The sequence below is a fragment of the Virgibacillus dakarensis genome (assembly GCF_900155625.1).
GTDB classification, from domain to species: Bacteria; Bacillota; Bacilli; order Bacillales; family Amphibacillaceae; genus Lentibacillus_C; species Lentibacillus_C populi.
In genome coordinates this window covers 1,152,934-1,179,052 of record NZ_LT732554.1, presented here as the reverse complement: position 1 = coordinate 1,179,052, position 26,119 = coordinate 1,152,934, and the positions used below count along the sequence as shown (strand labels likewise).

The 26,119-nt window shown below is 40.4% G+C and carries 21 protein-coding genes; 6 read left to right on the top strand and 15 right to left on the bottom strand.

The window, feature by feature from the left end:
• Positions 1-125: 125 nt before the first annotated feature.
• From CZ382_RS15505 to CZ382_RS15495, 3 genes are all read right to left on the bottom strand, one after another.
• Positions 126-1,700 carry an FMN-binding glutamate synthase family protein gene (locus CZ382_RS15505; protein WP_088052116.1) on the bottom strand — a complete coding sequence of 525 codons (1,575 nt, stop codon included), beginning with the start codon at positions 1,698-1,700 and terminating at the stop codon, positions 126-128.
• Positions 1,701-1,840: 140 nt separating this feature from the next.
• Positions 1,841-2,137, bottom strand: coding sequence for a phasin family protein (locus CZ382_RS15500; RefSeq protein WP_088052114.1), 297 nt, complete (start codon positions 2,135-2,137; stop codon positions 1,841-1,843).
• 13 nt (positions 2,138-2,150) lie between these two features.
• Complete coding sequence (locus CZ382_RS15495) at positions 2,151-3,794, bottom strand: ABC1 kinase family protein (RefSeq protein ID WP_235000448.1); 1,644 nt, start codon at positions 3,792-3,794, stop codon at positions 2,151-2,153.
• 612 nt (positions 3,795-4,406) lie between these two features.
• Between CZ382_RS15495 and CZ382_RS15490 the strand changes: the two genes are divergently transcribed.
• Positions 4,407-5,756: a YjiH family protein gene (locus CZ382_RS15490; protein WP_088052112.1), complete on the top strand. Its 1,350-nt coding sequence runs from the start codon at positions 4,407-4,409 to the stop codon at positions 5,754-5,756.
• 43 nt (positions 5,757-5,799) lie between these two features.
• Here the strand turns inward: CZ382_RS15490 and CZ382_RS15485 are convergent, their stop codons facing one another.
• The 3 genes from CZ382_RS15485 to ku all read right to left on the bottom strand — a co-directional run bounded on the left by CZ382_RS15485 (position 5,800) and on the right by ku (position 8,806).
• Positions 5,800-6,627 (bottom strand): sugar nucleotide-binding protein, encoded by an 828-nt coding sequence (locus CZ382_RS15485; RefSeq protein ID WP_088052111.1) that lies wholly within the window; start codon positions 6,625-6,627, stop codon positions 5,800-5,802.
• 35 nt (positions 6,628-6,662) lie between these two features.
• A complete protein-coding gene (locus CZ382_RS15480) occupies positions 6,663-7,688 on the bottom strand; it encodes an acyltransferase family protein (RefSeq protein WP_088052109.1) in 1,026 nt (341 codons plus the stop codon).
• 266 nt (positions 7,689-7,954) lie between these two features.
• A complete protein-coding gene (gene ku, locus CZ382_RS15475) occupies positions 7,955-8,806 on the bottom strand; it encodes a non-homologous end joining protein Ku (RefSeq protein ID WP_088052107.1) in 852 nt (283 codons plus the stop codon).
• A gap of 183 nt (positions 8,807-8,989) precedes the next feature.
• On the opposite strand from ku, the gene CZ382_RS15470 reads away from it, so the two are divergent.
• A complete protein-coding gene (locus tag CZ382_RS15470) occupies positions 8,990-10,807 on the top strand; it encodes a DNA ligase D (RefSeq protein ID WP_088052105.1) in 1,818 nt (605 codons plus the stop codon).
• Between the two features lie 194 nt (positions 10,808-11,001).
• Here CZ382_RS15470 and CZ382_RS15465 read toward each other — a convergent pair whose 3' ends face one another.
• The 5 genes from CZ382_RS15465 to CZ382_RS15445 all read right to left on the bottom strand — a co-directional run bounded on the left by CZ382_RS15465 (position 11,002) and on the right by CZ382_RS15445 (position 16,479).
• Positions 11,002-12,396: an L-cystine transporter gene (locus CZ382_RS15465; protein ID WP_088052103.1), complete on the bottom strand. Its 1,395-nt coding sequence runs from the start codon at positions 12,394-12,396 to the stop codon at positions 11,002-11,004.
• A gap of 422 nt (positions 12,397-12,818) precedes the next feature.
• Positions 12,819-13,259 (bottom strand): OsmC family protein, encoded by a 441-nt coding sequence (locus CZ382_RS15460; RefSeq protein ID WP_088052102.1) that lies wholly within the window; start codon positions 13,257-13,259, stop codon positions 12,819-12,821.
• A gap of 39 nt (positions 13,260-13,298) precedes the next feature.
• Positions 13,299-13,661 (bottom strand): DUF488 domain-containing protein, encoded by a 363-nt coding sequence (locus CZ382_RS15455; RefSeq protein WP_088052100.1) that lies wholly within the window; start codon positions 13,659-13,661, stop codon positions 13,299-13,301.
• A 385-nt stretch (positions 13,662-14,046) separates the two neighbouring features.
• A complete protein-coding gene (locus CZ382_RS15450) occupies positions 14,047-14,553 on the bottom strand; it encodes a hypothetical protein (RefSeq protein ID WP_088052099.1) in 507 nt (168 codons plus the stop codon).
• Positions 14,554-14,748: 195 nt separating this feature from the next.
• The gene (locus tag CZ382_RS15445; RefSeq protein ID WP_088052097.1) at positions 14,749-16,479 is read right to left on the bottom strand and encodes a phospho-sugar mutase; all 1,731 of its coding nucleotides are present in this window, start codon (positions 16,477-16,479) and stop codon (positions 14,749-14,751) included.
• A gap of 259 nt (positions 16,480-16,738) precedes the next feature.
• Between CZ382_RS15445 and CZ382_RS15440 the strand changes: the two genes are divergently transcribed.
• Positions 16,739-17,827 carry an AI-2E family transporter gene (locus CZ382_RS15440; RefSeq protein WP_250889651.1) on the top strand — a complete coding sequence of 363 codons (1,089 nt, stop codon included), beginning with the start codon at positions 16,739-16,741 and terminating at the stop codon, positions 17,825-17,827.
• A gap of 48 nt (positions 17,828-17,875) precedes the next feature.
• Here CZ382_RS15440 and CZ382_RS15435 read toward each other — a convergent pair whose 3' ends face one another.
• Positions 17,876-18,718 (bottom strand): GNAT family N-acetyltransferase, encoded by an 843-nt coding sequence (locus CZ382_RS15435; RefSeq protein WP_159457811.1) that lies wholly within the window; start codon positions 18,716-18,718, stop codon positions 17,876-17,878.
• A gap of 85 nt (positions 18,719-18,803) precedes the next feature.
• On the opposite strand from CZ382_RS15435, the gene CZ382_RS15430 reads away from it, so the two are divergent.
• A complete protein-coding gene (locus CZ382_RS15430) occupies positions 18,804-18,989 on the top strand; it encodes an SE1832 family protein (protein ID WP_088052094.1) in 186 nt (61 codons plus the stop codon).
• Between the two features lie 96 nt (positions 18,990-19,085).
• Here the strand turns inward: CZ382_RS15430 and CZ382_RS15425 are convergent, their stop codons facing one another.
• Positions 19,086-19,334 (bottom strand): hypothetical protein, encoded by a 249-nt coding sequence (locus CZ382_RS15425; protein WP_088052092.1) that lies wholly within the window; start codon positions 19,332-19,334, stop codon positions 19,086-19,088.
• Between the two features lie 398 nt (positions 19,335-19,732).
• Entirely contained in the window at positions 19,733-21,583 is a 1,851-nt protein-coding gene (locus tag CZ382_RS15420; protein ID WP_088052091.1) for a cation:proton antiporter, read from the bottom strand.
• Between the two features lie 459 nt (positions 21,584-22,042).
• On the opposite strand from CZ382_RS15420, the gene brnQ reads away from it, so the two are divergent.
• Positions 22,043-23,341 (top strand): branched-chain amino acid transport system II carrier protein, encoded by a 1,299-nt coding sequence (gene brnQ, locus CZ382_RS15415; protein WP_088052090.1) that lies wholly within the window; start codon positions 22,043-22,045, stop codon positions 23,339-23,341.
• Between the two features lie 423 nt (positions 23,342-23,764).
• Complete coding sequence (gene recQ, locus CZ382_RS15410; RefSeq protein WP_088052089.1) at positions 23,765-25,906, top strand: DNA helicase RecQ; 2,142 nt, start codon at positions 23,765-23,767, stop codon at positions 25,904-25,906.
• A 12-nt stretch (positions 25,907-25,918) separates the two neighbouring features.
• Here recQ and CZ382_RS15405 read toward each other — a convergent pair whose 3' ends face one another.
• A complete protein-coding gene (locus tag CZ382_RS15405) occupies positions 25,919-26,116 on the bottom strand; it encodes a hypothetical protein (RefSeq protein ID WP_088052087.1) in 198 nt (65 codons plus the stop codon).
• Positions 26,117-26,119 lie beyond the last annotated feature (3 nt).

The following is a 26,119-nucleotide window of genomic DNA, read 5'->3' as shown; positions in this document are numbered from 1 at the left end:
AATTACAAATATACGAAATATTCACCACTTTATTAAAGAAGTTGTCTAATTTCATACGGTAATTCATTATCAGGTAAGGCCATTTCCACACTGCTGCTAGTTTACAACACCTGCTTCCTTTTTTATTAGCCGCTATGGGAGTAACTCCTTACCTTGTTCACCCGGTTAAACCGGTCTTTGTAAATAATATGCTCCCGATTAAACTTTGTCGGACTGTCCAAACCGGCAACAGCAGCCATTTCAAAAACCCCTTCGCGCAGAGCGACCAAATAATTACAAACACGATATTTTTTCTCTTCAATGCTTAATGCCTTTTGAAGTTTAGGATCTGTCGTTGCAACACCAACAGGACAATTATTTGTATGGCAAACCTGCGCCATAATACAGCCGACACTAAGCATAAAACCTCGGGCAATGTTGATCATGTCCGCGCCTAATGCAAGTGCCATCGCAATTTTATCCGGTGTAATCAGTTTCCCTGAGGCAATAATTTTTGTTCTGTCACGCAAATGATATTTTTTCAGCATATCATCAACAAGCGGCAATGCGGCAAATGTTGGCAGTCCTACTGATTCAGCAAGTTCATAATAAGTAGCCCCCGTACCGCCGTTCCCACCGTCGACTGTAATAAAATCTGGAACAATTCCCGTTTCGCTCATTGCCTGAATATAGTTTTCCACCTGATGTTCATCACCAACAACAATTTTGGTACCGACTGGTTTACCGCCAATATCACGCATGTTATCGACGAATTCCAGTAAGTCCTTTGCATCATGAAACCCTCTGAATCTATTTGGACTATTAATCGTTACCCCTGGTTCTACTTTACGAATTTCCGCAATTTCCTCGGTAACTTTACTGCCTTCCACGTGACCCCCACGTGTTTTTGCACCTTGAGCTAATTTCAATTCAAACGCTTTAACCTGTCCAATTTCGCTTCTGTTTTTAAATTCCTGCCAGGAAAACTCCCCATCCTTTGTCCGTACACCAAATAACCCTGGACTAATTTGCATAATAATATCTACATCACCCTTTTGATGATATGGGGAGACGCTTCCTTCCCCAGTATTCATCCATGTACCGCCAGCCATGCCCAGCCCTTTGGAAAGTGCTGTTATTGCATGATCCCCCAATGAACCAAAGCTCATTGCCGACTGGCCGATGAATCCTTTAATTTCAAACGGATGACGAACGGTATCTTTTCCGAGAATAATAGCTTCATCGTCAGTTAAATAAAACGGGTTAAGGATAGCTTCCTCATGGTGTTCTTTCCGACTTAGAAGCTTTTCATTATCGATCGTATAAAGCCTTGTTTTAATTTTAGGCTGCTGATCAATCTTCATTTCCTCTCGTTGACTTGGAAACATATGATTAACGATATATAACCCTTCCTCGGAAAAATCCCGTTCCGAACCATACCCGATCATCCGGCCGTTGTATTTTGCTGCTTTATAAACAAATTCAAATTCCCGCCGGTTAAACGGTTTTCCCTCATTATTATTGTTAAAAAGATATTGACGGAATTCCGGTCCGGCTTTTTCAAGGATATAACGTATTTTTCCTAAAACAGGGTAGTTCCGCAATATCGAGTGTTCCTTTTGCTTCTGATCATGCAAGTAAATTCGCAGGAAGACTGCGAATGGGACTACAATTACCATCCCCAAGACGACAATTAATGTGATTAACAGATTAGTTGTCATTTCTTATCGCCTCCCTTCTTCCTATTAGATAACCAAGCAAAATTTGGCCATTTACTAAATAGATATTTCCCTGCTACAGCTTCTTGTAAACTTTAAAACAAATAAGGAAGCGCTCAGCCCGGACGCTTCCATTCGTTTTCTTACTTATTCACTTTCTCCTCTAACTCCTTGATTCGTGATCGCAATGCATCAATATCGTCTTTCGTTGCGATGCCCAGGTCTTTGATCATTTGTTGTGTTTGCTCATATTGCTTGGCGCTCCATTCATTTTTTTTCGTCTCTCCTTTTTCCATGAAGTTGTTTAAGACGGTTCGTGCCTGCTCCTGGGTCAGCTCATTTTTATCCACGAGTTCCTTTAGCTTCTGCTCCAGCTTCTCCTTACCGCTCACAGCTGCACCTAACCCTAATAAAAATCCCTTGCGTAATAAGTCACCCATTGTTGATGCCTCCCTATTTAATTGATCGGATCATACGATAATGCTTGATGAAAAGGAAATTCAATATGAAGAAAAAGATGACGAGGACAACAATACTTCCGATAAAAAGTATTGACCTGCCAGCCTGATAGGCATAAATACTTGATACAATACTGCCTGCCACCATGATAAACGTTACGATTTCGAGCAGCAAATAAAATTGATTTAGTAATCTGGTATGCTGCTGCTCTTTTTGCCATTTTCTATCCTTTTCCCCATTTTCCAGCCAATTTAACATTGCATTTGGAAAAGAGAGAATGGGTTTTGCGGCATCTTTGACAACTTGCTTATAAATCGAATCGATAAAGCCTTTACCGCCGTACCATTCCTTAATTTTAGGTTTTGCCAGTTTTTCAAAGTCAATTTCCGGATAAATGCTGATCAATACCCCAAGAACAATGGAAATCGCCCTGCCCAAATAGGCATAGTCAGCTGACAATTGAATTGGCTGTTCTTTAATAAATATGCGGATGTCATCCTTGATTTGTTCCATAATATGTGCATTCATTTCTTTAAATGAGCCGTTTTCGTACATTTCGATTGTTTGCTTAATTATTTTTATTAATTTATCCCTGTCTGCATTTGGTAAAATAAAATTCATTTCATCAAGCGTCTTTAGTATTCTATCGTAATCGTCAACGATTATCCCCTGAATCAGCCGTTTGAAAAGATGGGTATCCTGTTTGCGGATTTCCCCAATCATGCCAAAATCGATGATCGCGATGGTTCCGTCCTGCTGGATTAGTATATTCCCGGCATGAGGGTCAGCATGAAAATGACCAGGGTTGAAAAATTGCTCAAAGTAAAAATCAAATACTGCTTTTGCCGTTTGCCTGACATTAATATTGTGCTCCGCCATATAAACTGTATCCGTTATTTTTGCACCCTCAATCCATTCCATGACAAGGATTTTATTCGTGCATAACTGCTCTTCGTATGCAGGAATATGGATGGAATGGTAATCCTTATACCTTTCTTTGAAATACTTTCCAAACGCGAGCTCCTTTTCAAAATCCAGCTCACGTTCCATCACCAAAACAAGTTCACGGTATAATGCATTTAAATCTGTCTTCTTGCCAAATGATGTTAACAGACGGATAAGCCAAAACACGATCTTTAATGCTTTAAAGTCAATGTAAAAGATTTCTTTGACACGGTGCCTTCGTACTTTAATCGCAACGATTGTTCCATCATGCAGTTTTCCTTGATAAACTTGGCCAATCGACGCAGAGGCTATCGGTTTATCAATTATTTCCGCAAAATGATCATCAATACTCCCGCCCCATTCTTCTTCCATTACTTCTTTGGCATAAGAAAATGGTATCGGTGGAACACGGTCAACGAGTCCGCTTAATTCCCGGATAAATACATCTGGCATGAAATCGGCCCTGGTACTTAAAAACTGTCCGACTTTGATCAAAACACCGCCAAGTTTAATCGCCTTCGTTCGATATTCACTTGCCATTTCCCGCAAAAGTTCATTCCATTTTTGCCTTGTTCGCTCATCCCATATCCGATGCCGCAAATGGAAAAAATATAGCCGGAAAATAAATTTCACCGTCATCCAAACAATAATCGTACAACGATAAATGACATTGTATTTTAAGCCGTTTTGCACGATCAACACCTCAACATACTCTACCCGAAATAATGGTTACGTTAAACCTTCTCTTTAGCTGGTTGGAATTATCAGGGCGTGTTCAAAAAAGGGGATAGAAGTTCCTGACCGTTAGAAACAATCCTCCCTGAATCATTGTACAGTCTCCAAGAAGATGGCTTCCAGAGGACGTACTGTCTCCTGAACTGGCCTTGACATAGGTGGATTAGTAGAAGATATTTTTCCCTTGTATTTAAGCAATGTATGAAGAAATTTATGGAATTTCTTCATAATCCTTATTAGAAGGCAATCAGAAATGTCACCAAATGATAGCGGCAAATTCCGGCCTGCCTGTTTCTTGCTGCGAGCCGCTTCTACCTACTTGCTGGTGTACAGGTCATGCTAGTGTTGCTAGAGGAGATCGCGTTCTCAGTCACCCTTCCAATTTGGAGGTTTTTTGAACACGTACTATTAGTATATGCGAAAAAATTGGTTATCATTTATGCATGATTAATTTCTCTTTTGCAAAAATATTAAATTGTTTCTAAACCTCCCCTCTGCTATAATAAAGGAAAATGCAGGGAGAACTTCAGAGATCAACAACAAGAGGAGAATACACAGGGGGACAACTTCATGAACGAGAGGAAATATACACTGGTGGATAGCCTTAAGTTTATTATTCCATCATTGCTCGGTATTTTTTTATTTATGGTACCTGTTCCAACAAGTGATGGGCTAACGATCCCTATCGCGGTGTTGGCTAATTGGGTACAAGCCGGACTTGCCGGTCAATTATCAGCCATTATGATGATAATTATCGTTATTACTGCACTTATGACGGTTATTGCTAAAGTATCCGGACCGGAAAGCTTCGCCCGAACACCTTTTTTTCAGCAATTATTTTATGTCAGCAACTTTTGGACTGTGACAAGGGTACTGGCAGCCATTTTCGCTGTGATGGTTTACTTCCAGCTGGGACCCGAGGCTGTATATAGCGAAGATACCGGCCAAATGATACTGGATGATTTACTGCACACATTATTTGCGGTCTTTCTGTTTGCCGGCTTATTCTTACCGTTGTTAATGAATTTTGGGTTATTAGATTTATTTGGCACGCTGATGACCAAAGTAATGCGGCCATTATTTCGCTTGCCGGGACGCTCATCCATTGATTCCCTTGCTTCCTGGATCGGTGACGGGACAATTGGCGTTTTGTTAACAAGCAAGCAATATGAAGATGGCTACTACACCAAACGTGAGGCGGCTGTTATTGGGACAACCTTTTCTGTTGTATCGATCACATTTACATTGGTTGTTATAGGCCAGGTCGACCTTGGGTATATGTTCGTACCATTCTATTTAACAGTACTTGCTGCCGGATTTATTGCCGCACTCATTATGCCACGGATTCCGCCACTGTCGCGAAAACCGGATACGTATGTCAACGAAGTAGAAGGAAATAACGAGGAACAAATTCCCGAGGGTCATAATAGCTTATCATACGGTTATCAAAAAGCGATTGAACAAGCGCGAAAAGAATCAAGCGTGTTCAAGTTTTTTAAGGAAGGCGGGCAAAATGTCCTTGATATGTGGATGGGTGTTGCACCAGTGGTAATGGCATTTGGTCTGGTTGCACTGATCATTGCCGAGTATACGCCATTCTTCCAGTGGCTCGGTGTCCCATTTATTCCTTTGTTGGAAGCGATGCAGATCCCATTTGCCGCGGAGGCTTCGGAAACCATTTTAGTCGGTTTCGCCGATATGTTCCTGCCTACCATTATCGGTTCTGGAATCGAAGCGGATATGACAAGATTTATCATTGCGGCACTATCGGTCACACAGCTGATTTATATGTCTGAAGTTGGTGGACTGTTATTAGGTTCCAAGGTACCGGTGTCGTTTAAAGACTTATTGATCATCTTTTTACTGCGGACTATTATTACATTGCCGATTATTACGTTAATCGCACACTTTTTATTTTAATAGTAAAAGCCACCACAAAAATTATGTGGTGGCTTTTACTTGATTATTTAAATTCGATACTTACTACATCCTTAATCTTTTCCGTGATCAACGAGGTGTTTTTCGGGATTTCGGTATCAACCTTTTCTATTTCACTGCCCTTTTTAACTAACCGATCATCATAGCCCATTTGTTTAGCCATCTGTTTCATAAATTCATAAAAGCTTTGTTTTTCTTCCGGACCAACATGGTAAACACCTGTCACATCATTATGAACCATTACATCGATAGCCTTTGTTAAATCATCGATATGCACAAAGGTGCGAATGAGGTCATCCCGGAATTCGATTGGATTTCCGGAGCGTAAATGGTAAGACAGTTGATCGGTTCGTTCATCCAGCTTACCAATTCCATTCTCCCCATAAATTGGGCCAGCCCTTAAAATGATATAATTGGTTAATTCATTATCAATTAAACGCTCTGCCTTTACCTTCCCATTTGCATAGTTACTAAACGAATGATCATCAGGCAGGTTGGATAATGGATCATCTTCTTCATAAGGCCCGTTTCCATCAGAGAAAACAAAGTCAGACGAAATATAGACCAATTTTGTTTGCGGCGTCAGGTGTGTGATCAAATGGATCAGGCCTTGATCAGTTAACTTGTGTTCGTTTGGTCCGCTCATGACCGTCCAAACGACTACGTCCGGGTTTTCCTTCTTGTAAAAATTTGAGAACGACTCAGGCTCATTGACATCCAATTTGTATAGACCTTCCAGGATTGCTGGTTCCTGTAAATATGTCCCAACCACTTCATCCGTGTCTGTATGATGAAGCTGCTGATACACTGAAGCACCTACATAACCATTAGCGCCGAATACACAAACCTTCATTTCTGTCACCTTCCCTTAATGGATTGGAATTAAGATTACGTGTTAAGGTTCTGGTTGTGCTGTGTTCTTCTGTTTGTCTGACCAAAGAAACCTCTTATATTAGCTATCTTCCCTTCAATAAAAGGCTGCCAAACCACTTTTATCGGTTTACTTGATAATACGAGGACAATTGCTGCTGAAATAACGGCCAATCCAAAGAGATCAATTATATTATTGATTTCAAATAAATCTGTTTCCCGGAAGAACTGGATAAAAAACCCGTGCAATAAATAAACGTAGAGTGTTCTTGTTCCCAAGATAGTCAGCTTATGTTTACTTTTCGGTATCCAGGCTAAAACACTCATCGCCATCAATGCAGAAGTTACATAGACAATAAGTCGTGCCAAACCGCCGAACTCCGGCATCCCCAGATCCCCATATGATTTCGAAGCTAACAGCCAGCCGGAATTAATCTCCGGAGCCAAATATATCGCTCCTGCCACAGACAGCATAACAATTACCGAAATAATTTTAGCTGCTTTTGTTTTTAGCAGCATGACATGCTCTTCTTTTAACCAGTATCCGATCAAGAAAAACGGAAAGAATACAAATGTACGTGATAAGCTGAATGTATGACCAACCTCGCCAAAGTAGCCGACGATTAAGCCAATTTCAACCGCAATTGCAATACTCAGTACTGGTGGTATCTTTTTAAACCAATAGAGCAGCATGTGCCAGCTGAACAGACTAAATAAGAACCACAAAGACCATTGTGGATAAAAAACACCTGATTGCCAATCGTCTTTACCGATGAAAAAGTAAAACGCCGTATATAGAAGCTGAAAAATTAAATATGGCAGTATTAGTTTTTTTGCTAGTTTAAGAACATAAGCCTTATTTCCTGAGCCTTTGGCAAAAAATCCGGATAAGAAAATAAATGCAGGCATATGAAAGGTGTAGATCCATGTATATAGTGTATTGATATCGTTTGATCCATTTGTAAATGGCTGAATCATGTGCCCAAATACGACTAAAAATATTAATGCAAGTTTCGCATTATCAAAAAACGCATTTCTTTCCATGCAACTCATCCTTTTTGATAAAGTATCGCTTCTGTATAATCAAGTCTACCCGTTTTTAAAGAAAAATACATGCGAAAAACAGCGAATTCATAAGGTTGTTAGGGAACTGTAAATGGAATGAAAGAAAGATACCATTGCGTAATATTTTTCATGAAAATGCCACATTTTAATGTGCCGAAATGTTTAATTGACCAGCGTACCGGTTATGGCAAGGATTTATGACGGACTCCGGCACCCGCAGGAACCCTGCAAGTGCCTGTCCATCTCTATTTTGCAACCTTTTTCTTTTTCTCGCCTGTATTTGTTTTCGTTTTCCGCTTGGGCTGTTTCGGCTTTGGTTTGTCCTGTTTTGCCCGATCCAGTGAGGCCTGAAGTGCATCCATCAGATTCGTTACATTATCTGGCACTGGCTGCTTTTCACCTGTTACGACCTGCTCCTTATTTTTCTTTTCTTCAATTAAATCCAACAGTGCAGTCCTGTATTCATCTTTATACTTCTCCGGATCAAATTCTGTTGTCAATTGATCAATCAGCATTTTAGCGGTTTCCAATTCCTTTTTTTCCGGTTCCGCTTGTTCCGGGACATTGGGAACATCCTGAACCTTGCGTACCTCGTCAGGATAATGTATCGTTTCGACAACGAGTGTATTTTGATAAACGCGGATAACAGCAAGCTGTTCCTTGGATCGAATAATCATTTTGGCAATACCAATCTTCCCAGTATCCATTAATGCCGCACGCAAAAGCCCGTACGCCTTTCCGCCCCCCTCATTAGGCGATAAATAATAGCTTTTTTCAAAGTAGATAGGGTCAATTTCCTCTAATTGGACAAAATCGACAATTTCAACTGCCTTATCTTCTTGTTCCTTTTTCAAGGCTTGCAATTCCTCTTCATCTAACACGACAAATTTGTTTTTTGCATACTCATACGCTTTGACAATTTCATCATTTTTTACTTCCCGATCACACACAGGACAAACACGTTCATACTTAATTGGGGATTGGCATTCTTTATGGAGCTGCCTAAGCTTTACATCTTTATTTTCGGTAGCAGCATGCATTTTGACCGGAATATTGACCAGGCCAAAGCTGATTGTACCTTTCCACATCGTGTGCATGGCAACGACCTCCCTTTTTTCTATAGTGTTCCGCCACCATTTATTTTTATCCCGTTGTTGTGCCGCCGCATCCGTGCCTCTTCGGTGCCAAGTCATTTCCCGAATTTCGCCGAATTTTTACCACGTCTGCGGTTTATTCTTGGCCATTCTAGACATCTTAATAGGGAGAGAGGTGTTTCGAATATGCATGTAATGAAACCAATAGCCAGTACCCAAATTCCAGCTGATGATGAATGGCTGTATGAGGTGAAGTATGATGGCTTTCGCTGTGTCCTTGATTGGCAACAGGGGCACATTACATTGACAAGTAAAAATAATAAGGATCTAACCCCAAATTTTCCGGAGATTGCCGATTTTTGCTTAGCCCATCAGGAAAAGATTCAGTCGTTACTTCCGCTTAGACTGGATGGAGAACTGGTTGTATTAAATAATCCCTACCAGGCAAATTTTTCGTGGATACAAAAGCGTGGGAGATTGAAGGACAAAACATCGATTAAAAATAATGCGCAAACACGACCAGCAACATTTTTAGCATTCGATATAACGCTTTTAAAGGGAAAGGATGTAGCTCAGGAAAAATTTCAGCAGCGAAAAGACATGCTGCAGGATTTTTTTAAAAAGGGAGCATTTCCCTTCAATATTTCATCGCTGCATCGTTTATGTTATGTCCCATATTATGAAAATCATGCCGAATTATGGGACATTGTTTTTACATACAAAGGTGAAGGAATCGTTGCTAAACGAAAAAATAGTGTTTACGGAGCAGGCAAACACCATAATGATTGGTTTAAAATAAAAAATTGGCGTCAGGTCCAATGTGTGCTCAGCTATTTCGATCCCAATAATGATTATTTTACCGCAAACGTATACGAAAACAATGAATTGCTGGAAGTTGGCAAATGTAAACACAGCCCCGATTCAGAATCGATTCAAACATTGAAGCAATTATTTACTGAAAAGGGAAGTAAAAGCGGAGACGGATACAAGCTGCCACCGGCAATTTGTGCGGAGATCCATACACTCGATTTGTTAAAAAGCGAAATTCGCGAGCCTGAGTTTGCAAGGCTGCTCGTCAATACTTCTGCCTCTGATTGTACACTCAATAAATTACGGCTGGATATGGCCATGCTTCCGGATGAATTAGAACTGTCCAATACAGACAAAGTATTTTGGCCAAAAGAAAACCTGACGAAAAGAGATCTGCTTATCTATTTGCGGGAAATTTCCCCATATATGCTACCGTTTTTAAAGGAACACGCGCTTACCTTAATCCGTTGCCCGGACGGTGTGTCCGCAGAGTCTTTTTTTCAAAAACATTTGCCGGATTATGCACCGCCTTCTATTGACAGTATGGAAATGGAAGGGGAGACATTCATTGTTTGCAATAAACTGGATGCATTATTATGGTTCGGTAATCATGGTGCGATAGAATACCACGTTCCTTTTCAAAAAGCTGGAAATACGTATCCTTCTGAGATTGTATTTGACCTTGACCCACCTGATCGCGAAGGATTTTCACTTGCCGTTGTTGCGGCAAAGTTGTTGAAACAGATTCTTGATGATCTGGAACTTGCTGCGTTTGTAAAAACGTCCGGCAACAAAGGGTTGCAGGTTCACATTCCAATCCCGGAAAAAAGTATTAGCTATGAAGAAACAGCTTTATTTACCCAAGCGATTGCCAAGACGATTGAACAGGAATATCCACAACATTTTACCACGGAACGGATGAAGAAGAACCGGCACGGGCGTCTTTATATTGATTATGTACAGCACGGACGGAATAAAACGATCATTGCCCCGTATTCCCCGAGAAAGACAGAAGAGGCGACGGTTGCCACACCATTGTTCTGGGAGGAATTGCAAGATGGATTATCACCCATTCCATTTACGATTGCCAATACCGTTGAACGGGTAAAACTGCTCGGTTGCCCATTTGCCGGATATTTTATCGAAAAGGAAAGGCAAAATTTGGAGAAAGTGATAGGGCTGATCGGGAAATAATTCGGCAGGTACTCGATTATTTTGATCTGGGCTCGGTAGAAATTCATGGCTCCGATTGATTTAAGGGTGTGCTCGTTCGAAATTACGGCTTCTCGATCGTTTTTGGGGTGTGGTCGATTCAAATTTAGCAATCCTTGATCGAAAAGATGCCCACCTGATCGAAACAAAAAACGACCACTTAAGTGGCCGTTTTTTTATATAGCTATATCTTTTTCAATTGCCGTTTTATCATTAAATGTTTTCAGGTTCAATTTTCCCAGGATTCGTGATGTTAAGGTACCCGAAAGCATGGCGTCATTGACATTAAGTGCAGTACGTCCCATATCAATTAACGCTTCAATTGAAATAAGGAGTCCGGCGAGTCCTACTGGCAGACCCATGGATGAAAGCACAATAATCGCTGCGAATGTAGCTCCTCCACCAACTCCTGCCACACCAAACGAGCTGATACCGACAATGATAACCAATTTAGCAATGAATCCAAATGTGAATGGATCTATTCCGACTGATGGTGCGATCATAATCGCAAGCATTGCCGGGTATAATCCGGCACAACCGTTTTGACCGATTGTTGCTCCAAATGACGCTGACATATTAGCAATTCCTTCATGCACACCAAGTGAATTTCGTTGCGCCTGAATGTTTAACGGAATCGTACCAGCGCTTGATCGTGATGTAAATGCAAAGCTTAACACTGGTAACACCTTTTTCAAGTACGTCATCGGACTTAATCCGAATACGCCTACCAAAATCAGGTGAACAATAAACATTGCAATAATCGCAACATAGGAAGCTATGACAAATTTTCCTAGTTCGATAATACCGGCAAAATCAGTAGATGCGACCGTATTTGCCATTAGCGCAAGAATGCCAAATGGCGTTAGCCGTAGAATCAAGGTTACGATACGCATGACAACGGCATAAAGCGAGTTGACTATTTTCGTAAACAATTCAGCCTGTTCTGGTTTTTTTCTTCGCAACCCGAGAACTGCGACACCAACAATGATCGAAAAGATAACAACTGCGATAACCGATGTCGACCGTTGTTGTGTCATATCCAGAAAGATATTTGACGGGATGAAGCTTAAAATCTTATCAGGTGCTGACATACCCTCCACTTCATCTAACGTGGATTCCAGCATTGCACTGCGATCATTTTCTGCTTGGCCCGCCTCGATTTGATCGGCATTCAGATCGAATAATGCTGCACTGCCAATCCCTACAAGTGCCGCTATCATTGCGGTTGCCACAAGAATTCCGATAATCCAGGCTGACATTTTCCCAAGTTCAGATGATTTTTCCAAATTGATAATCGATTGAATAATCGACACCATTACGAGTGGAACAACAATCATCATGAGCAGATTGATATACCCGCTGCCGACGATATTGTACCAATCGGTGGTTTGGGTTAATACGTCAGAACCGGTGCCATAGATTGCTTGTAAAACAGCTCCAAGCACAATTCCCACACCTAAACCAGTAAACACGCGTTTTGTAAATGACAAGTGTTTCTTTTGCATCCAAATAAGAAGTCCAATAATAGCGATTAAAACCGCAATGTTCACGATTATTAAAAATGTATCCACTGTTTGTCTCCCTCCTGTTTCATTAGGCAGAAGCTATCTGCTATAGTTTTTTATTAAACCGAAATTAAAATAAATAATTCCGATAACCTTAGTATGCTTTAATACTATACAAGGATAGGGAACAATGTGTCAAGAAAAAAATTTGGCGCAGCTATTTCCCCTATTGAAAAAGGGCAATTCACATGGAAAATATGTGTTTGCCCATTTTCATTTTTATTTCATATTAACTTGTTATCTGATTTCGACTGAATGCAGACTATTTATCTCGCATTAACGGGCTGTAATACTTCCGCCTCTAAGCGTGAGTAAACCAGAAACGTGAAGGTGGGGACGGAAGGAGAGGTAAAACCGTTACGTCCACATGCCTTCGCCTGCACAAGCACGTCCTGTACGTTGGAAACCCCACTGAATGAAGTTTCACTTTATCTAATTGCAGCTTGCAATTCGATTTCAACATTCCCTTTTATAGCACGTGAAATCATGCAGCTTATTTCGGCTTTTTCAACCAATTTTCGCAGTTTGTCGATTTGTTTCGTGGTTGCACTACTTTTCAAGGATACTGTCGGTTTATGAATGATCTTTTTATATGTAAATACACCATTCGTCACATCGACAATCCCTTCCGATTCAAGTGACATTTTTTGCAAAGGTAATTCTGCCCGTTCGATCATGGCGGCCAACGTAATAATATAGCATGTTGCTGCAGCACCCAGCAGCATCTCATCCGGATTTGTCCCAATTCCCGGTCCATCCATTTCTGGCGGGATGGAAATTTTCGTTTTTAGATTGCCGGCATCCATATACCCCTCACTATTACGTCCGCCCGGCCAGTCTGCATGTAAATGAAAATGATGTTTCGCCATTTGATCACCTCAGTTTTGTTGTTAATCTTAAAAACTCTTTTATTGTTGCTGATCAAGTATTTCCTTTAATACTTGTGCTTGATTATATTTTTCGTCCTTGGCGGAAAATAATAATGTAATGTTCTTATCATGTTCCTTCGTTATTTGCTTTAGTTTCTCAAGTTCCTTGTGCTGCGTTCCGCTTTTAAGCTCCTCTTTATATTTCTTCTTAAAATCATCGTACTTGTCCGGATCATGGCCAAACCATTTCCGCAACTCATTGGACGGGCCGACTTCCTTCATCCAATGATCGAGTTTCGCTTTTTCTTTTGACATCCCTCTTGGCCATACACGGTCAACCAATATACGTACACCGTCTTTATCCCTGGCATCTTCGTAAACCCGTTTAATAGCTACTGGCATTTCCTAATCACTCCTTCCTGCACTATACTATTGTGCGATGGATTGAATTCCAGCTCTGTTTTTTTCACGAAACAGTACTCCACCATCTAATTCTTCTTATCAGGTACCCTTCTTCTATTGATTTACCCATTCCTGCAAAACTCAACCATAAGAACCGCCTAACCGTATATTTATTATGCTACCAGTAAATGTAACAATCAATCAGAATGCACCTATTGTCATGAACTAAAGGCGGAAGTGCCCGAGACTCCTATGCCAGAAAGGTCCTCTTTTGATCAACAAAAAACTTGTACTGTCAAACCAAGCTGCAAAGCAAAAGGCTTATTTTTTCATGAAGCTCATAAACTATTGAATTCAAATTTAAATATTTTAAACGTTTAAAAGGTTAATCACTTGTTTTTTCCGGAAGGGTAACCCTTTCATAAAACTTTTGGAATCCAAAGTTTAAAAATGCATTAGTTACGATCAATACATAAAATTGAATCGAGTTTACTTTCAATTTAAAGAAATCCAGTTTCTTGAATAATTTTATTAGGGGAAAGGCATAAATGAAGTCTGCGATAATATTGATTAAAGCGTATTTAAGAAGCTTTCCTTTTGATAATTGAAAACTCAGTAAGGTGCCAAAAAAATAAGGACCCAAAACCAAAATTGATGTGTTACATATTAGTGAACCTGGCCCACCTTTAACCTTCCATAGCTTATGAACAGTAAAATATAAAATTTCAGCAAGTACGGAGGCAGATGAAAATAATGTAACAGGTAAATACTTAACAAACGATCTCTTAGAAAGAAGGCAAGCCGAGCCGATCGTACATAAAACGATAACTATTCGGATGAAGTTTTTTAGCATCTGATCATGTCCTTTCAATTTTTTTATAGTTTGTTCCAAGGTAAAGTTCCTATACTGAAATGTTAAGCATAAGTAAAGTTACCAAATTTAAACATTTGGGAATTAGAAAATTACACCATTTTTGTCATCAAAAAAGACCCTTATCATAGATGATAAAGGTCACATTGGGGGGCAAATTCCTCCCCCACTTGGTATCACAGCCCGTTTATGCGTGATAAAAAACTATCCTTTGTCTTATTTCCTTTCCATAACTGCTTCCATTGTACTTTTTAACGAGGCTAACCTCTCCTCACTTGCTTCACGGCTTTTTTCACAAACACCGTAATAGCATTTAATTTTCGGTTCGGTACCAGAGGGTCTTAAGCATACCCAGCTGTCATGTTCTAAAATATATTTGACCACATTTTCCTTTGGAAGTTCGATTTTTTCCACATTATGGTTCTTATTTATTATGGTGCGCTCACCGGAGAGATAATCCTCCACTTGCAGTACGTTTAATCCAGCTATTTCAGTTAAAGGGGTTTTCCGAACGTCATCCATGATTGCCTTGATTTGCGCCGCACCTTCTTTACCCTGTAACGTGAGCTGGGACAAGCCTTCCAGGTAAAATCCATGTTTCTCATAAAGAACATCTAATGCATCAAGCAGCGTCAACCCTTGCTTTTTCCAGAAATAGGCCATTTCACAAGCCATAAGTGCCGCTTGTACGGCATCCTTATCCCGGGCAAAACTGCCGATTAAATAACCATAGCTTTCTTCAAAACCAAAAATGAACGTTTCTCCTGTTGTATCAAATTGGCGGATTTTTTCCCCGATATATTTAAATCCGGTTAATGTATCAATCGTTTCGACTCCATAAGCATTAGCAATTGCGCTTCCCATTTCGGTTGTTACAATCGTTTTTAACATGCGAGCGTTTGTTAATAGTGCTTTATCACTATGAGACAGAATATAGTCCAGTACGAGCGAACCAAACTGGTTACCTGTTAAAATGGTATACTCTCCCGTGCTATCCTTGACGGCAACGCCAAGACGGTCAGCATCAGGGTCTGTACCAATTAAAATATCCGCATTTACCATTTTACCTTGTTCAATCGCCATGGTGAACGCCTGGTGCTCTTCCGGGTTCGGTGAAGCTACTGTTGAAAACTCGGGATCAGGTTCTGCCTGTTCCTTGACTACAGCAACATTCGAAAAGTTCAATTGTGCAAGACCTTTTAAAACTAAATCGTATGATGTGCCATGAAGAGCTGTAAAGACAATTTGCAAATCCTTCTTTACCTGCTGTTCCTGATCACTAAGTCTAGAGATCTGTTTTAACTGGGCGAGATAGGCATTATCAACCTCCTCCCCAATCCAGTTTAGCAGTTCCTGTTCTTCTAGTTGTTTTCTTTCTACAATCGGGACTGTTAATTCGTTTTTCATTTCATTAATAAATCCGATAATGGCTTCTGCTTCGGCTGGTGTGATTTGCCCTCCATCCTCGTTATACACCTTAAAGCCATTGTATTCAGGTGGATTGTGGCTGGCTGTTATCATTACCCCAGCAGCTGTCCCTAAATATCTTACCGCAAATGACAACAGTGGAGTCGGGTGCAACGAATCAAATACATACGCTTTAATTCCATACGCTCCTAGCACCTTAGCAGTTTCAAGCGCAAATTCTTGCGACATATGGCGGGAATCATAGGACACGGCAACTCCTCGGTCTTTTACATTGACACAATTAACCTGCAAATAATTTGCCAGACCATTTACCGCTTTTCTTACTGTATAAATATTCATCCGATTGATGCCAGGTCCTAAAATGCCACGCATTCCACCTGTGCCAAATGTTAATTCTTTATAAAAAGCATCCTCTAAAGCTGTCGTATTATCTTTCATATTGGCTAGTTCGCTCTTCAATGATGGCTCAAGATGCGGAAACAATTGCCACTTATCATAAGCTTTTTCCCATTGTTCCATTCGCTGTCCTATCCCCTTTTTCAAAAGATACAAAATATAGACTAAGACTCTATTCTGCTAACAGCAGAGTAGGCCACGGTCGGCTCCATCGCCTTTGTTCTCAACCTGTTCTATGACCCAAATTCTAGCATACTTTTAAAATGAATTCTATTTTTGTCGGCCTGAATTTGTTTATCTCCACCCGTTTCGGGAAAGAATAAAAGATACTTCCTATTTTTGCCGTTTATCGTTAAAATAATTATATAAGAGGAAAGTGGTGATGTTCGTGTACAGTAAGCGCTGGTTCCAAACGTTAGTCGTTTTTATTTTAGTCTTTCTATTAATCTTGTTAATCTCCGCAACCGATTTTTTATTCGATCCGATTTTTAAGTATTTGGCAGCCGTTGCCTTGCCCGTTGTAGGTGCCGGTGTCCTTTTTTACATAACAAGACCAGTCGTGCACTTTCTGGAAAAATATCGGGTCCATCGCGTCCTGGCTATTTTTATTGTGTTCATTCTATTAATTCTTATTATTTATCTGATTATCAATTACATCGCTCCGATTGCCCAAAAACAATTCACCAATTTGATTAACAATGTGCCGGAAATGGTTGAGGGAGCGCAAAATTTAATCACTTTATGGCAATCAAACCAGGACATGATTCCCGCTGATATGAATCAGGCAATTAACCATGTAACGTCCAATCTGCAATCGTACATTGAAGGTGCCATGTCATTTTTATTCGGGTTTATCAGCCAGTTGATCGGATTTGTCTTTTCCTTGGTATTGGTTCCTTTCTTCCTGTTTTTTATGCTTAAGGATGGTGACAAATTCGTCCCGTTTGTCACGAAAATATTTAATAAGAAAAAGGCAGCCAATATTCGCAGTCTTTTGCACAAAATCGATGAAACATTGGCTTCTTATATTCTCGGACAGCTCTTTGTCAGTCTATGTATTGGTATATTATTATTTATTGGTTATCTAATCATTCATTTGAAATACGCCTTGACCTTAGCATTATTTGGTATGATAATGTGTGTCATCCCATTTATCGGCCCATTTATCTCGGTTGTTCCAGCAATGATCGTCGGCTTTTTCCAGGATCCGATGATGGCTGTTTGGGTTGCGATTGTCATGATTGTTGCCCAGCAGCTCGAAGGTAATCTTATTTCGCCAAATATTATGGGGCGGGCACTAAAGCTGCACCCGTTAACGATTATTACGTTGATTCTGGCTGCCGGAAGTATCGCTGGCTTCCTTGGCATCCTCTTTGCCGTACCGTTCTATGCGGTTGTGAAAACGATTATTGTCCATTTTTATAGAACGTATCAGGACTCGAAAGACAATAAAGAGGATGCGTTAATATAGCTGGCAAAAGAAAGGACAAATTATTGCTCGCCCTTCCTTTTGATAGCATTACGAAAATTTATAAACGATGGAGTCCCCAACAACATAATAACCAATTTTTTTATAAATACTATTGGATACAGGGTTTTTCAAGTCGGTATATAGACTGCAAAATTGAAACCCGCTTTCCAGCAGCTTCTCTGATAACGTTGCAACTGCACTAGTCGCATATCCCTTTTGTTTATGGATGTCAGGAGTAAACACGGCATTGATTGTTGCACCATGTTTTGTTCTTCTGGACCGGTTGACCATGGAAACCGGCTCACCCTTCACTTGCCATACGTACATGGATTGATTACCGATAAATTTGGCAGCAGCTTTATTTGCGTGTTCCTCAGAAATATGTTCGTTTGCCTCAATCCCAAATTGAACAAGCCACAGGGCAATCAGGTCGTGATCGGTTTCGGATGCAGGGATTAATTCCCCCTCCGCGATAGGTACTGTATTTACATTATCCAGCTGATAGATTAATTGTTCCATATGAATGGTTGCTTTCAAGCCCCTGAGTTGTTCCCATTGTTTAACAAACATAGTAGCTACTTTTTCCGGCCCTATAATACTGGGAATATGGATGTGCCGGTTAAACAAAAACTGGGTTATCGTTTGCACGACACGTTCATCTACATTGGATGCATCAGCTAATATCCAGTTCTTTGGGGTTTGCATGAACGCAAATACCACCTTATGATCTTGTTCTACATAGCCTAAATAACCGTATTCCTCTCCTTCTGGGTCATCCAATAAGCGCTGAATAATACCAAGCATCAGATTGTTGCAAGCTTCTTTTTGCATTAACAATGGTTCAATAAGCCGGGAAAATTCCTGTGGTGAGGATACTAGTGTTATGTTCATCCAATTCTCCTTTTTCACTAATTTTAGCGTAATATCCTTTTTTGTAAAGAGAAAATCCGTTAGAATAGGAATAGGAGTGATAAACATGACAAAAAAAGAAATTGAGGCTAAAATCGCGGAGCTGAAATCGGATTATGTCCGAATCCAGGGTGATGCTGAGAAATTGGTATTGGTTGGTCAGAATACGGCGACTGCAGAAAAAAAACTGATCGAATTAGAGGAAGAAATCGCGGACATGTATCGCAAATTAGAAGAAATAGATGTTACTTAAAAAAGGTTTGGTCAAATTGATACTAAAAAACTTGAACAAACAAAAGGAAAGAGCGTGTTTCGAAAAAAGATTGATCAAAACACGCTCTTAATATATTTACCGTTTATTTTTATTAACAGTTCGTTCATTTCCTCTTTTGAAGTTTCCGGTTATTTTAGCCATTAATAGCTGCAGCTCTTTTTCATCCCTAACACGATTAATTTTGTTCAGAAACTTCTTGGCTTCCTTCCCCTTAAGAATCTTTACTTGTTTGTTCTGCCAATCAATAAAAACTGTATTGTTTTTGGTGACCCGATAACTAAAAGACTCCTCATCCAAACGATTGCGTTTATCGATTTGGCCCAAACTTATTCACCCCTTTCCAAGGTAAGTTAATGACAAAGCAAACTGATTATCCTCCTTAATAGATTCGCCAAACCTTGTAAGATTCCTTTCAAATATTAGAACATTAATACCGCATTTTAGGCTGACTTATCTAAGGTTAAAAGGAATTACCAAGGTATATGCGCCAAAGCAAAGGACATTATCAACAACCGTTCCCTTTAATCACAATATTAATGGGGAAGTTTATCAAACTCTATGCCAAATGATCGATCTTTATTTCAAAACATCAGTCTTTTTTACAAATGATCAAACTATGTTTTTAACAAATAGATGGCCACCTATAAATAAACGAGCGCAGACTTCATCTACGCTCGTTTATTATAGGGCTATTTAACAGGTACGATTAAATCAATTTTTACCTACTTTCCATTCCCGTTCGTACCATTTCGCCGGTTTTCCAGTTTTGCCTGGATTTTTTTATCCTGTGGAGCAAGGCTGACAACAATATCACCGGATTCAGGTGTTGCCTTCATCTCTTCGGCATAAAAAATAATTTTCCCAGACGGTTTGATCATATATAGGAGAACCGCTGCATCATCACGTTCGTTTACATATTGCTTATAGTTATATTGATCGGTTAAAGTTGTTTGTCTAACAACAAAGCCAGATGCAATGTTCTGATTTAAATCTTCTGTGGAAACTTCCTCCCCAAACAAGATACGTCCACCAATTTTATTGACAATATCATTTGTGTCACTATCGATTTGCTTATACGGACTTACCTTATAGACATTGGTTCGGCCATATTCCGGCATAAACGTTGTACAAACGAGTGAATTATAAGAATGATAATCAGTTGCCGCGATTAAATATTCATAAGGTGTTGTATCCAAATGATATTCTGTTTGCTCTGACAGCATTTCCCCGTGATAGAACGGGATCCCCGCTTCACGAGCTTTTCGCAATTTTTCCCATGAGGAATCGACAATGATTACCGGTGCTTTGGCTTTGATAAGCGACTTTGCCAATTCTACGGTAAATGTGTTGCTGCCGACAATAATCGTCCCAGGCCTGCCCTCCATCGATAAATGAAGTTTTTTTGCCAGCCAGCCAATTGAAAAACCGTGGGCAACAACCGTAAAAAAGACAAGCCCAAAGGTTAGCGTCGTAATAATCGATGCATCTTCATATCCGGCATCCCCTAATATCGCAGCAAAATAGCTGGAAACTGTCAATGCTACAATACCCCGTGGAGCAATCCAGCCGACTAGCACTTTTTCATTAAGCGCCAAGTCAGTTCCAATCGTTGACAGAAAAATCGATAGTGGTCGTACTGCAATCATCATCAATACCACATACCCGATAATTCTTGGTTCAAAAATATGCAAAATCGTGTCTATATTTAAGGAAGCAGTAAGCATAATAAAGATCGCCGATATTAGTAAGATGGACATATTTTCCTTAAAATGGCGCATATCTTCAACGGAGCTTATTCCCATATTTGCCAGCGTCATCCCCATAGCAGTAACAGCAAGCAGTCCTGTTTCATGCGTAATTTCATCCGCTATGGTAAAACACATGATGACAACAATAAACACTGTAGGTGACTTTAAATATTCAGGGATATTCCCTGTTTCAAACATCCAGCCAATTCCCCTGCCGAATGCCCAGCCAAGTATTGCAGCAAAAACCGAGGCAGCAAAAAATAAAAGAAGTGAAACACCACTAGGATCGTTGTCGGTCAAATAAGAAATAATCTCAAAGGCAAATACCGCGAGCAGCGCACCGATTGGGTCTACAATAATTCCTTCCCATTTTAATATTTTGGCAGGACGCGGTTTTAATTTGGATTGTCTCAATAAAGGTAAAATAACGGTAGGACCGGTTACAATGAACAGACCACCGATTACAAAAGCAACTGCCCACGACAGGCCTGCAATATAATGCGCAGTCAGTGATCCTAATATCCAGGCAATAAACGCACCAATTGTCGAAATGCGAAATACCGGTCGTCCCAGCCCGCGCAGTTCTTTAAAATTCAAATTTAAGCTGCCTTCAAACAGGATAATCGCTACTGCGACAGTAATGATTGGTTTATATAGCGTTCCAAAGTCTTCCTGGGGATTCATGATGCCCAAAAATGGTCCCACTATTAACCCGGCAACCGACATGACAACAATAGCCGGCATCCGGTAGCGCCATGATAACCACTGTGAGCCAATCCCGAGAAGGCCTATTAACATAATTTCAAACAAAACAGATGGAAACATATCATACCCCCATTCTTTTCTTAAATATATAGGTATTTTAAACGCGGTTTGAAATAAAGTAAACAATTTTAACCGTGGATTCCGAAAAATTTTATCACGTATTTACCGGTGTAATACCCCACCCCTATGCATGCGTAAACCAAAAACGGGAAGGTGGGGGATAAACAGTCGTAAAGATTCGATCATAGGTACAAAGACTAAAACCGTCACGTTCTATGCGCCGGAAACCCCCGCTCAGGTGAAGTTTTACTTTATCGTGCACTTCTTCCATACTTTTTCCAGATGTCACAAAATAGTCAAAACGAAACACGTTACTCGGATTGACAAGCATTTATTAATCTTGTTAAAATTACTTTGCTTTGCGACATTTCAAACTACTTTTTGATACAAATTATCAGATAATATAGAAAATAACCATCTGATCAGGTACGCCGGATATTATAGCAGGAGGATCATCACATGAATAAAAACATCTTCACGATTGGATTTATGCTTTTTGCTTTATTTTTTGGAGCGGGGAACTTAATTTACCCGCCTACACTTGGAATCGACTCTGGTACTTCTTACTGGACTGCGATCACTGGATTTGTCATTACCGGGGTTGGTTTACCAATCCTCGCTGTCACATCCATTTCTTTTGTTAAAAATGACGCTCGTGAATTAGCTGACCGGGTTCATCCATTATTTGGACTTATTTTTACATCGCTCGTTTATTTAGCAATTGGACCTTTCTTTGGCATCCCCCGGGCGGCAACCGTTGCATACGAAATGAGTGTAGAACCTTTTACAAACAACACATCAACACTTTCATTACTTATTTTTACAACGATCTTTTTTATTCTCGTTTATTTGGTAAGCTTAAACCCGTCAAAAATGGTAGATCGAATTGGCCAATTCTTAACACCTATTTTGTTAATTGCCATCATTGCACTGAGTGTTGGCGGATTCTTACTATTGGATCACCCGCTTGAAAGCCCGACAGATAAATATGCGGTTAACCCCTTTTTCACAGGATTTGTTGAAGGGTATTTGACAATGGATGCCATTGCTGCACTGGCATTTGGCATTATTGTCGTCAATGCTTTTAAAGAACGCGGGGTATCCACCCAGAGGGAATTGGTCAGATCAACCTTGAAAGCCGGGCTAATCACCGCGATCGGATTAATGGCGGTCTATGTTTCGATCGGCTGGATCGGGGCAAAATTAGCCTCTACAGGAAGTTATGACAATGGCGGCGATATTTTATCCAATGCTGCAACTATCATGTTTGGCAATTACGGTGCGTTATTACTTGGAGTGATCGTTACCCTGGCATGCTTTACCACTTCAGTAGGATTAGTCGTCGCTTGCGGGCAATTTTTCACTAAAATTACTGCCCTTTCCTATCGATGGATAGTTCTTATTATAACAATTGGCAGTTTTCTCATTGCCAATCAAGGATTGAACACTATTATCGGTTACTCAGTGCCAGTCCTTACATTTATTTATCCAATAGCCATTGTACTTATATTGTTAACATTTATGCAAAACTTATTTCACAGATCAAAGGCTGTATACCGTGGGGCAATAGTGTTAACCTCCCTTACCAGTTTGTATGATGGGTTGGTTGCATATGGATTCAAGTTAGAGACAATTACCCCATTCATGGAATATTTACCGTTTTTCTCCATCGGACTGGGCTGGGTTGTTCCCGCTATAGCCGGCGGATTAATCGGATTGCTTTTTCGAGAACCTGCTGCACAAGATTATTCTCATTAGGAGCTAACAATATAAGTTAGCTCTTTTTACTGTTTTAAACACTGTTTGAACAACAAAATTCTATTTTATGGCATCTAAATTTGCGAAATTATCATTTTAAAAAATACGCCATCTGAGTCAAAAAAATATGTTAGGATTATATAAGAAAAGCGCAAGTGCCCGTTTAGCAACGTACAAACTGGAGCACTCCGCAATAAGATAAAGGAAACATGCCCCTTCATAGGGGTAGACGTGAGTTGGACGCAAAGTCCGCTTTTAGTTGGCCTTCCTTCCTACCCGAACCGATGTTGACTTATCGTAGTGAAGGAGTGTGAAGTTTGCTTGGCTTTAGCGCTGGAGCTGGACATGGCCAACTCTGACGCAAGCAGAATAGAGCCTAAATTTTTATACTTTCTTTACCTACTAGCAAAGGAGTTGAACAAGATGGGCGAAGAAGAAAAAATTTTGCAAACCTATTTTGGCTATGAATCATTTCGTCCAGGCCAAAAGGAAGCAATCGCTAATATTTTACAGACAAACAATACACTCGCTGTTATGCCAACAGGCGGCGGGAAGTCCTTATGTTACCAAATCCCCGGCCTCTCGCTTGATGGAACCGCGATCATCATTTCTCCATTAATATCATTAATGAAAGATCAGGTTGATGGCCTTAATGCCCTGGGTATTCCTGCCACATTTATTAACAGCTCCCTGTCAGCAAATGAACAGCAAGTGCGCTTAAAAAACATGGCAGCCCGACGCTATAAATTTGTGTACGTTGCTCCGGAACGATTTGAATCCGGCAGTTTTGTTAATGTTGTTAAAAACATTCCACTATCACTGGTTGCATTTGATGAAGCCCATTGTATTTCCCAATGGGGACATGATTTCAGACCGAGCTACAGATCGATCGTTCCCAATTTAACCCGGTTAACGAATATCCCTGTCTTCGTAGCCTTAACTGCAACTGCTACAGAAGAGGTTATTACCGACATTCAATCTTTACTGAACATTAAAAACAACCATGTAATTAATACCGGATTTGAACGAGAAAACCTATCTTTTCATGTTGTGAAAGGGAAGGACAAGGCCACCTATGTTCGTTCTTTTTTACAAGAACACCTTAATGAATCAGGGATTATTTATACTGCAACACGGAAACAGGCTGATACGTTATACGAACAGCTCTCGAGAAGAGGGATCGCCTGTGAAAAATATCATGCTGGAATGGGGGAGGATGAACGAAAGCGTGCACAGGCAGCATTTATTCAGGATGAGAAAACAGTCATGATCGCTACAAACGCATTTGGTATGGGAATTGATAAATCGAATGTGCGCTATGTGATTCATTATGCAATGCCAATGACAATCGAGTCGTATTACCAGGAAGCAGGGCGTGCTGGACGGGACGGGGAACCAAGTGACTGCATCCTGTTATTTTCACCTCAGGATGTGCAGCTGCAGAAATTTTTAATTGAACAATCGTTGATGGATGACGAGGCCAAACGTGCTGAATACCGAAAATTGCAGGCAATGATCAACTACTGCCATACACACGGTTGTTTAACTGCTTTCATCCTGGAATATTTCGACGATAAACCTGCTGAAACAACGTGCGGAAGGTGCAGCAATTGCCTCAACCGGCAGGAAAAGACCGATATTACGGAAGAAGCACAAATGATCCTTTCCTGTGTAAAACGGATGGGCGAACGTTTCGGTGTTGGCATGACGGCTAAAGTTTTAAAAGGGTCAAACGATAAAAAGCTGCATAATTTTGGGTTACATAAGCTAACAACATACGGCATCCTATCCGCTTATACAGAAAAGGAATTAACCGAACGGATCCATTTTTTGGTCGCCGAGAAGCTGCTTGATACCGAGGAAGGCCGTTTTCCTACATTAAAGTTGAACAAAGAATCTGTCGAAGTGCTCAAAGGACGCCGGACAGTTTGGATCTATACAGCACCAATTCCGGTAACTGAAGAAGCGGATTACCATCTGGACTTGTTTGATAATTTGCGTAGACTACGGAAAAAACTTGCCGATGAAAAAGGTGTGCCACCGTATGTCTTGTTCTCTGATGCAACATTAAAGGAATTAAGCCGTTATTTCCCGGATAATAAAGAAGACATGCTAACGATTAAAGGTGTTGGTGAGAAAAAATTTGAGCAGTACGGTGATGCATTTCTCGGTGCCATTGTAGAATGGCGAGCCGCTAATCCGGAAGTAAAAGCAAAAATACGAATTTCCGACCCGGTTAAACCAAGGTCTGTGAAAAGGAATGACGAAGATGGTCCAAGTCATATTGTCAGCTATCAACTGTTTCAATCTGGAAAATCAATCAAGGACATTGCAGCTATCCGGGAGCTCTCTCCCCAAACGATTGAGGGACATATATTTAAAGCATTCAAAGACGGATATCCAATTGCCTGGAATATCTTTTTTGATAAAGCGGAAGAGGCGGCAGTTTTAGCCGCACGTGAGGAAATTGATGAGCCAAGATTGAAACCGTTACGTGAGGCACTTCCCGAAGACTATAGTTATACGAAAATAAAAGCGGTTTTGGTAAAGAACGGACTGATGTAATGATGACATAGATTAGTGATCCCGGCCGATGTTACCGCCATTTTGGTCGATGTTTTGCGATTCCGGCTGATATTCAGACGGTTCCGGGCGATACTTCCAGAGTTCCGGTTGATATTCCGCTATTCTGGCTGATACTTCCGTGATTCCGGACGATGTGATCCTGCCGACATTGCACATTAACAAACGCCATGCATCCAATCTGGACTGCATGGC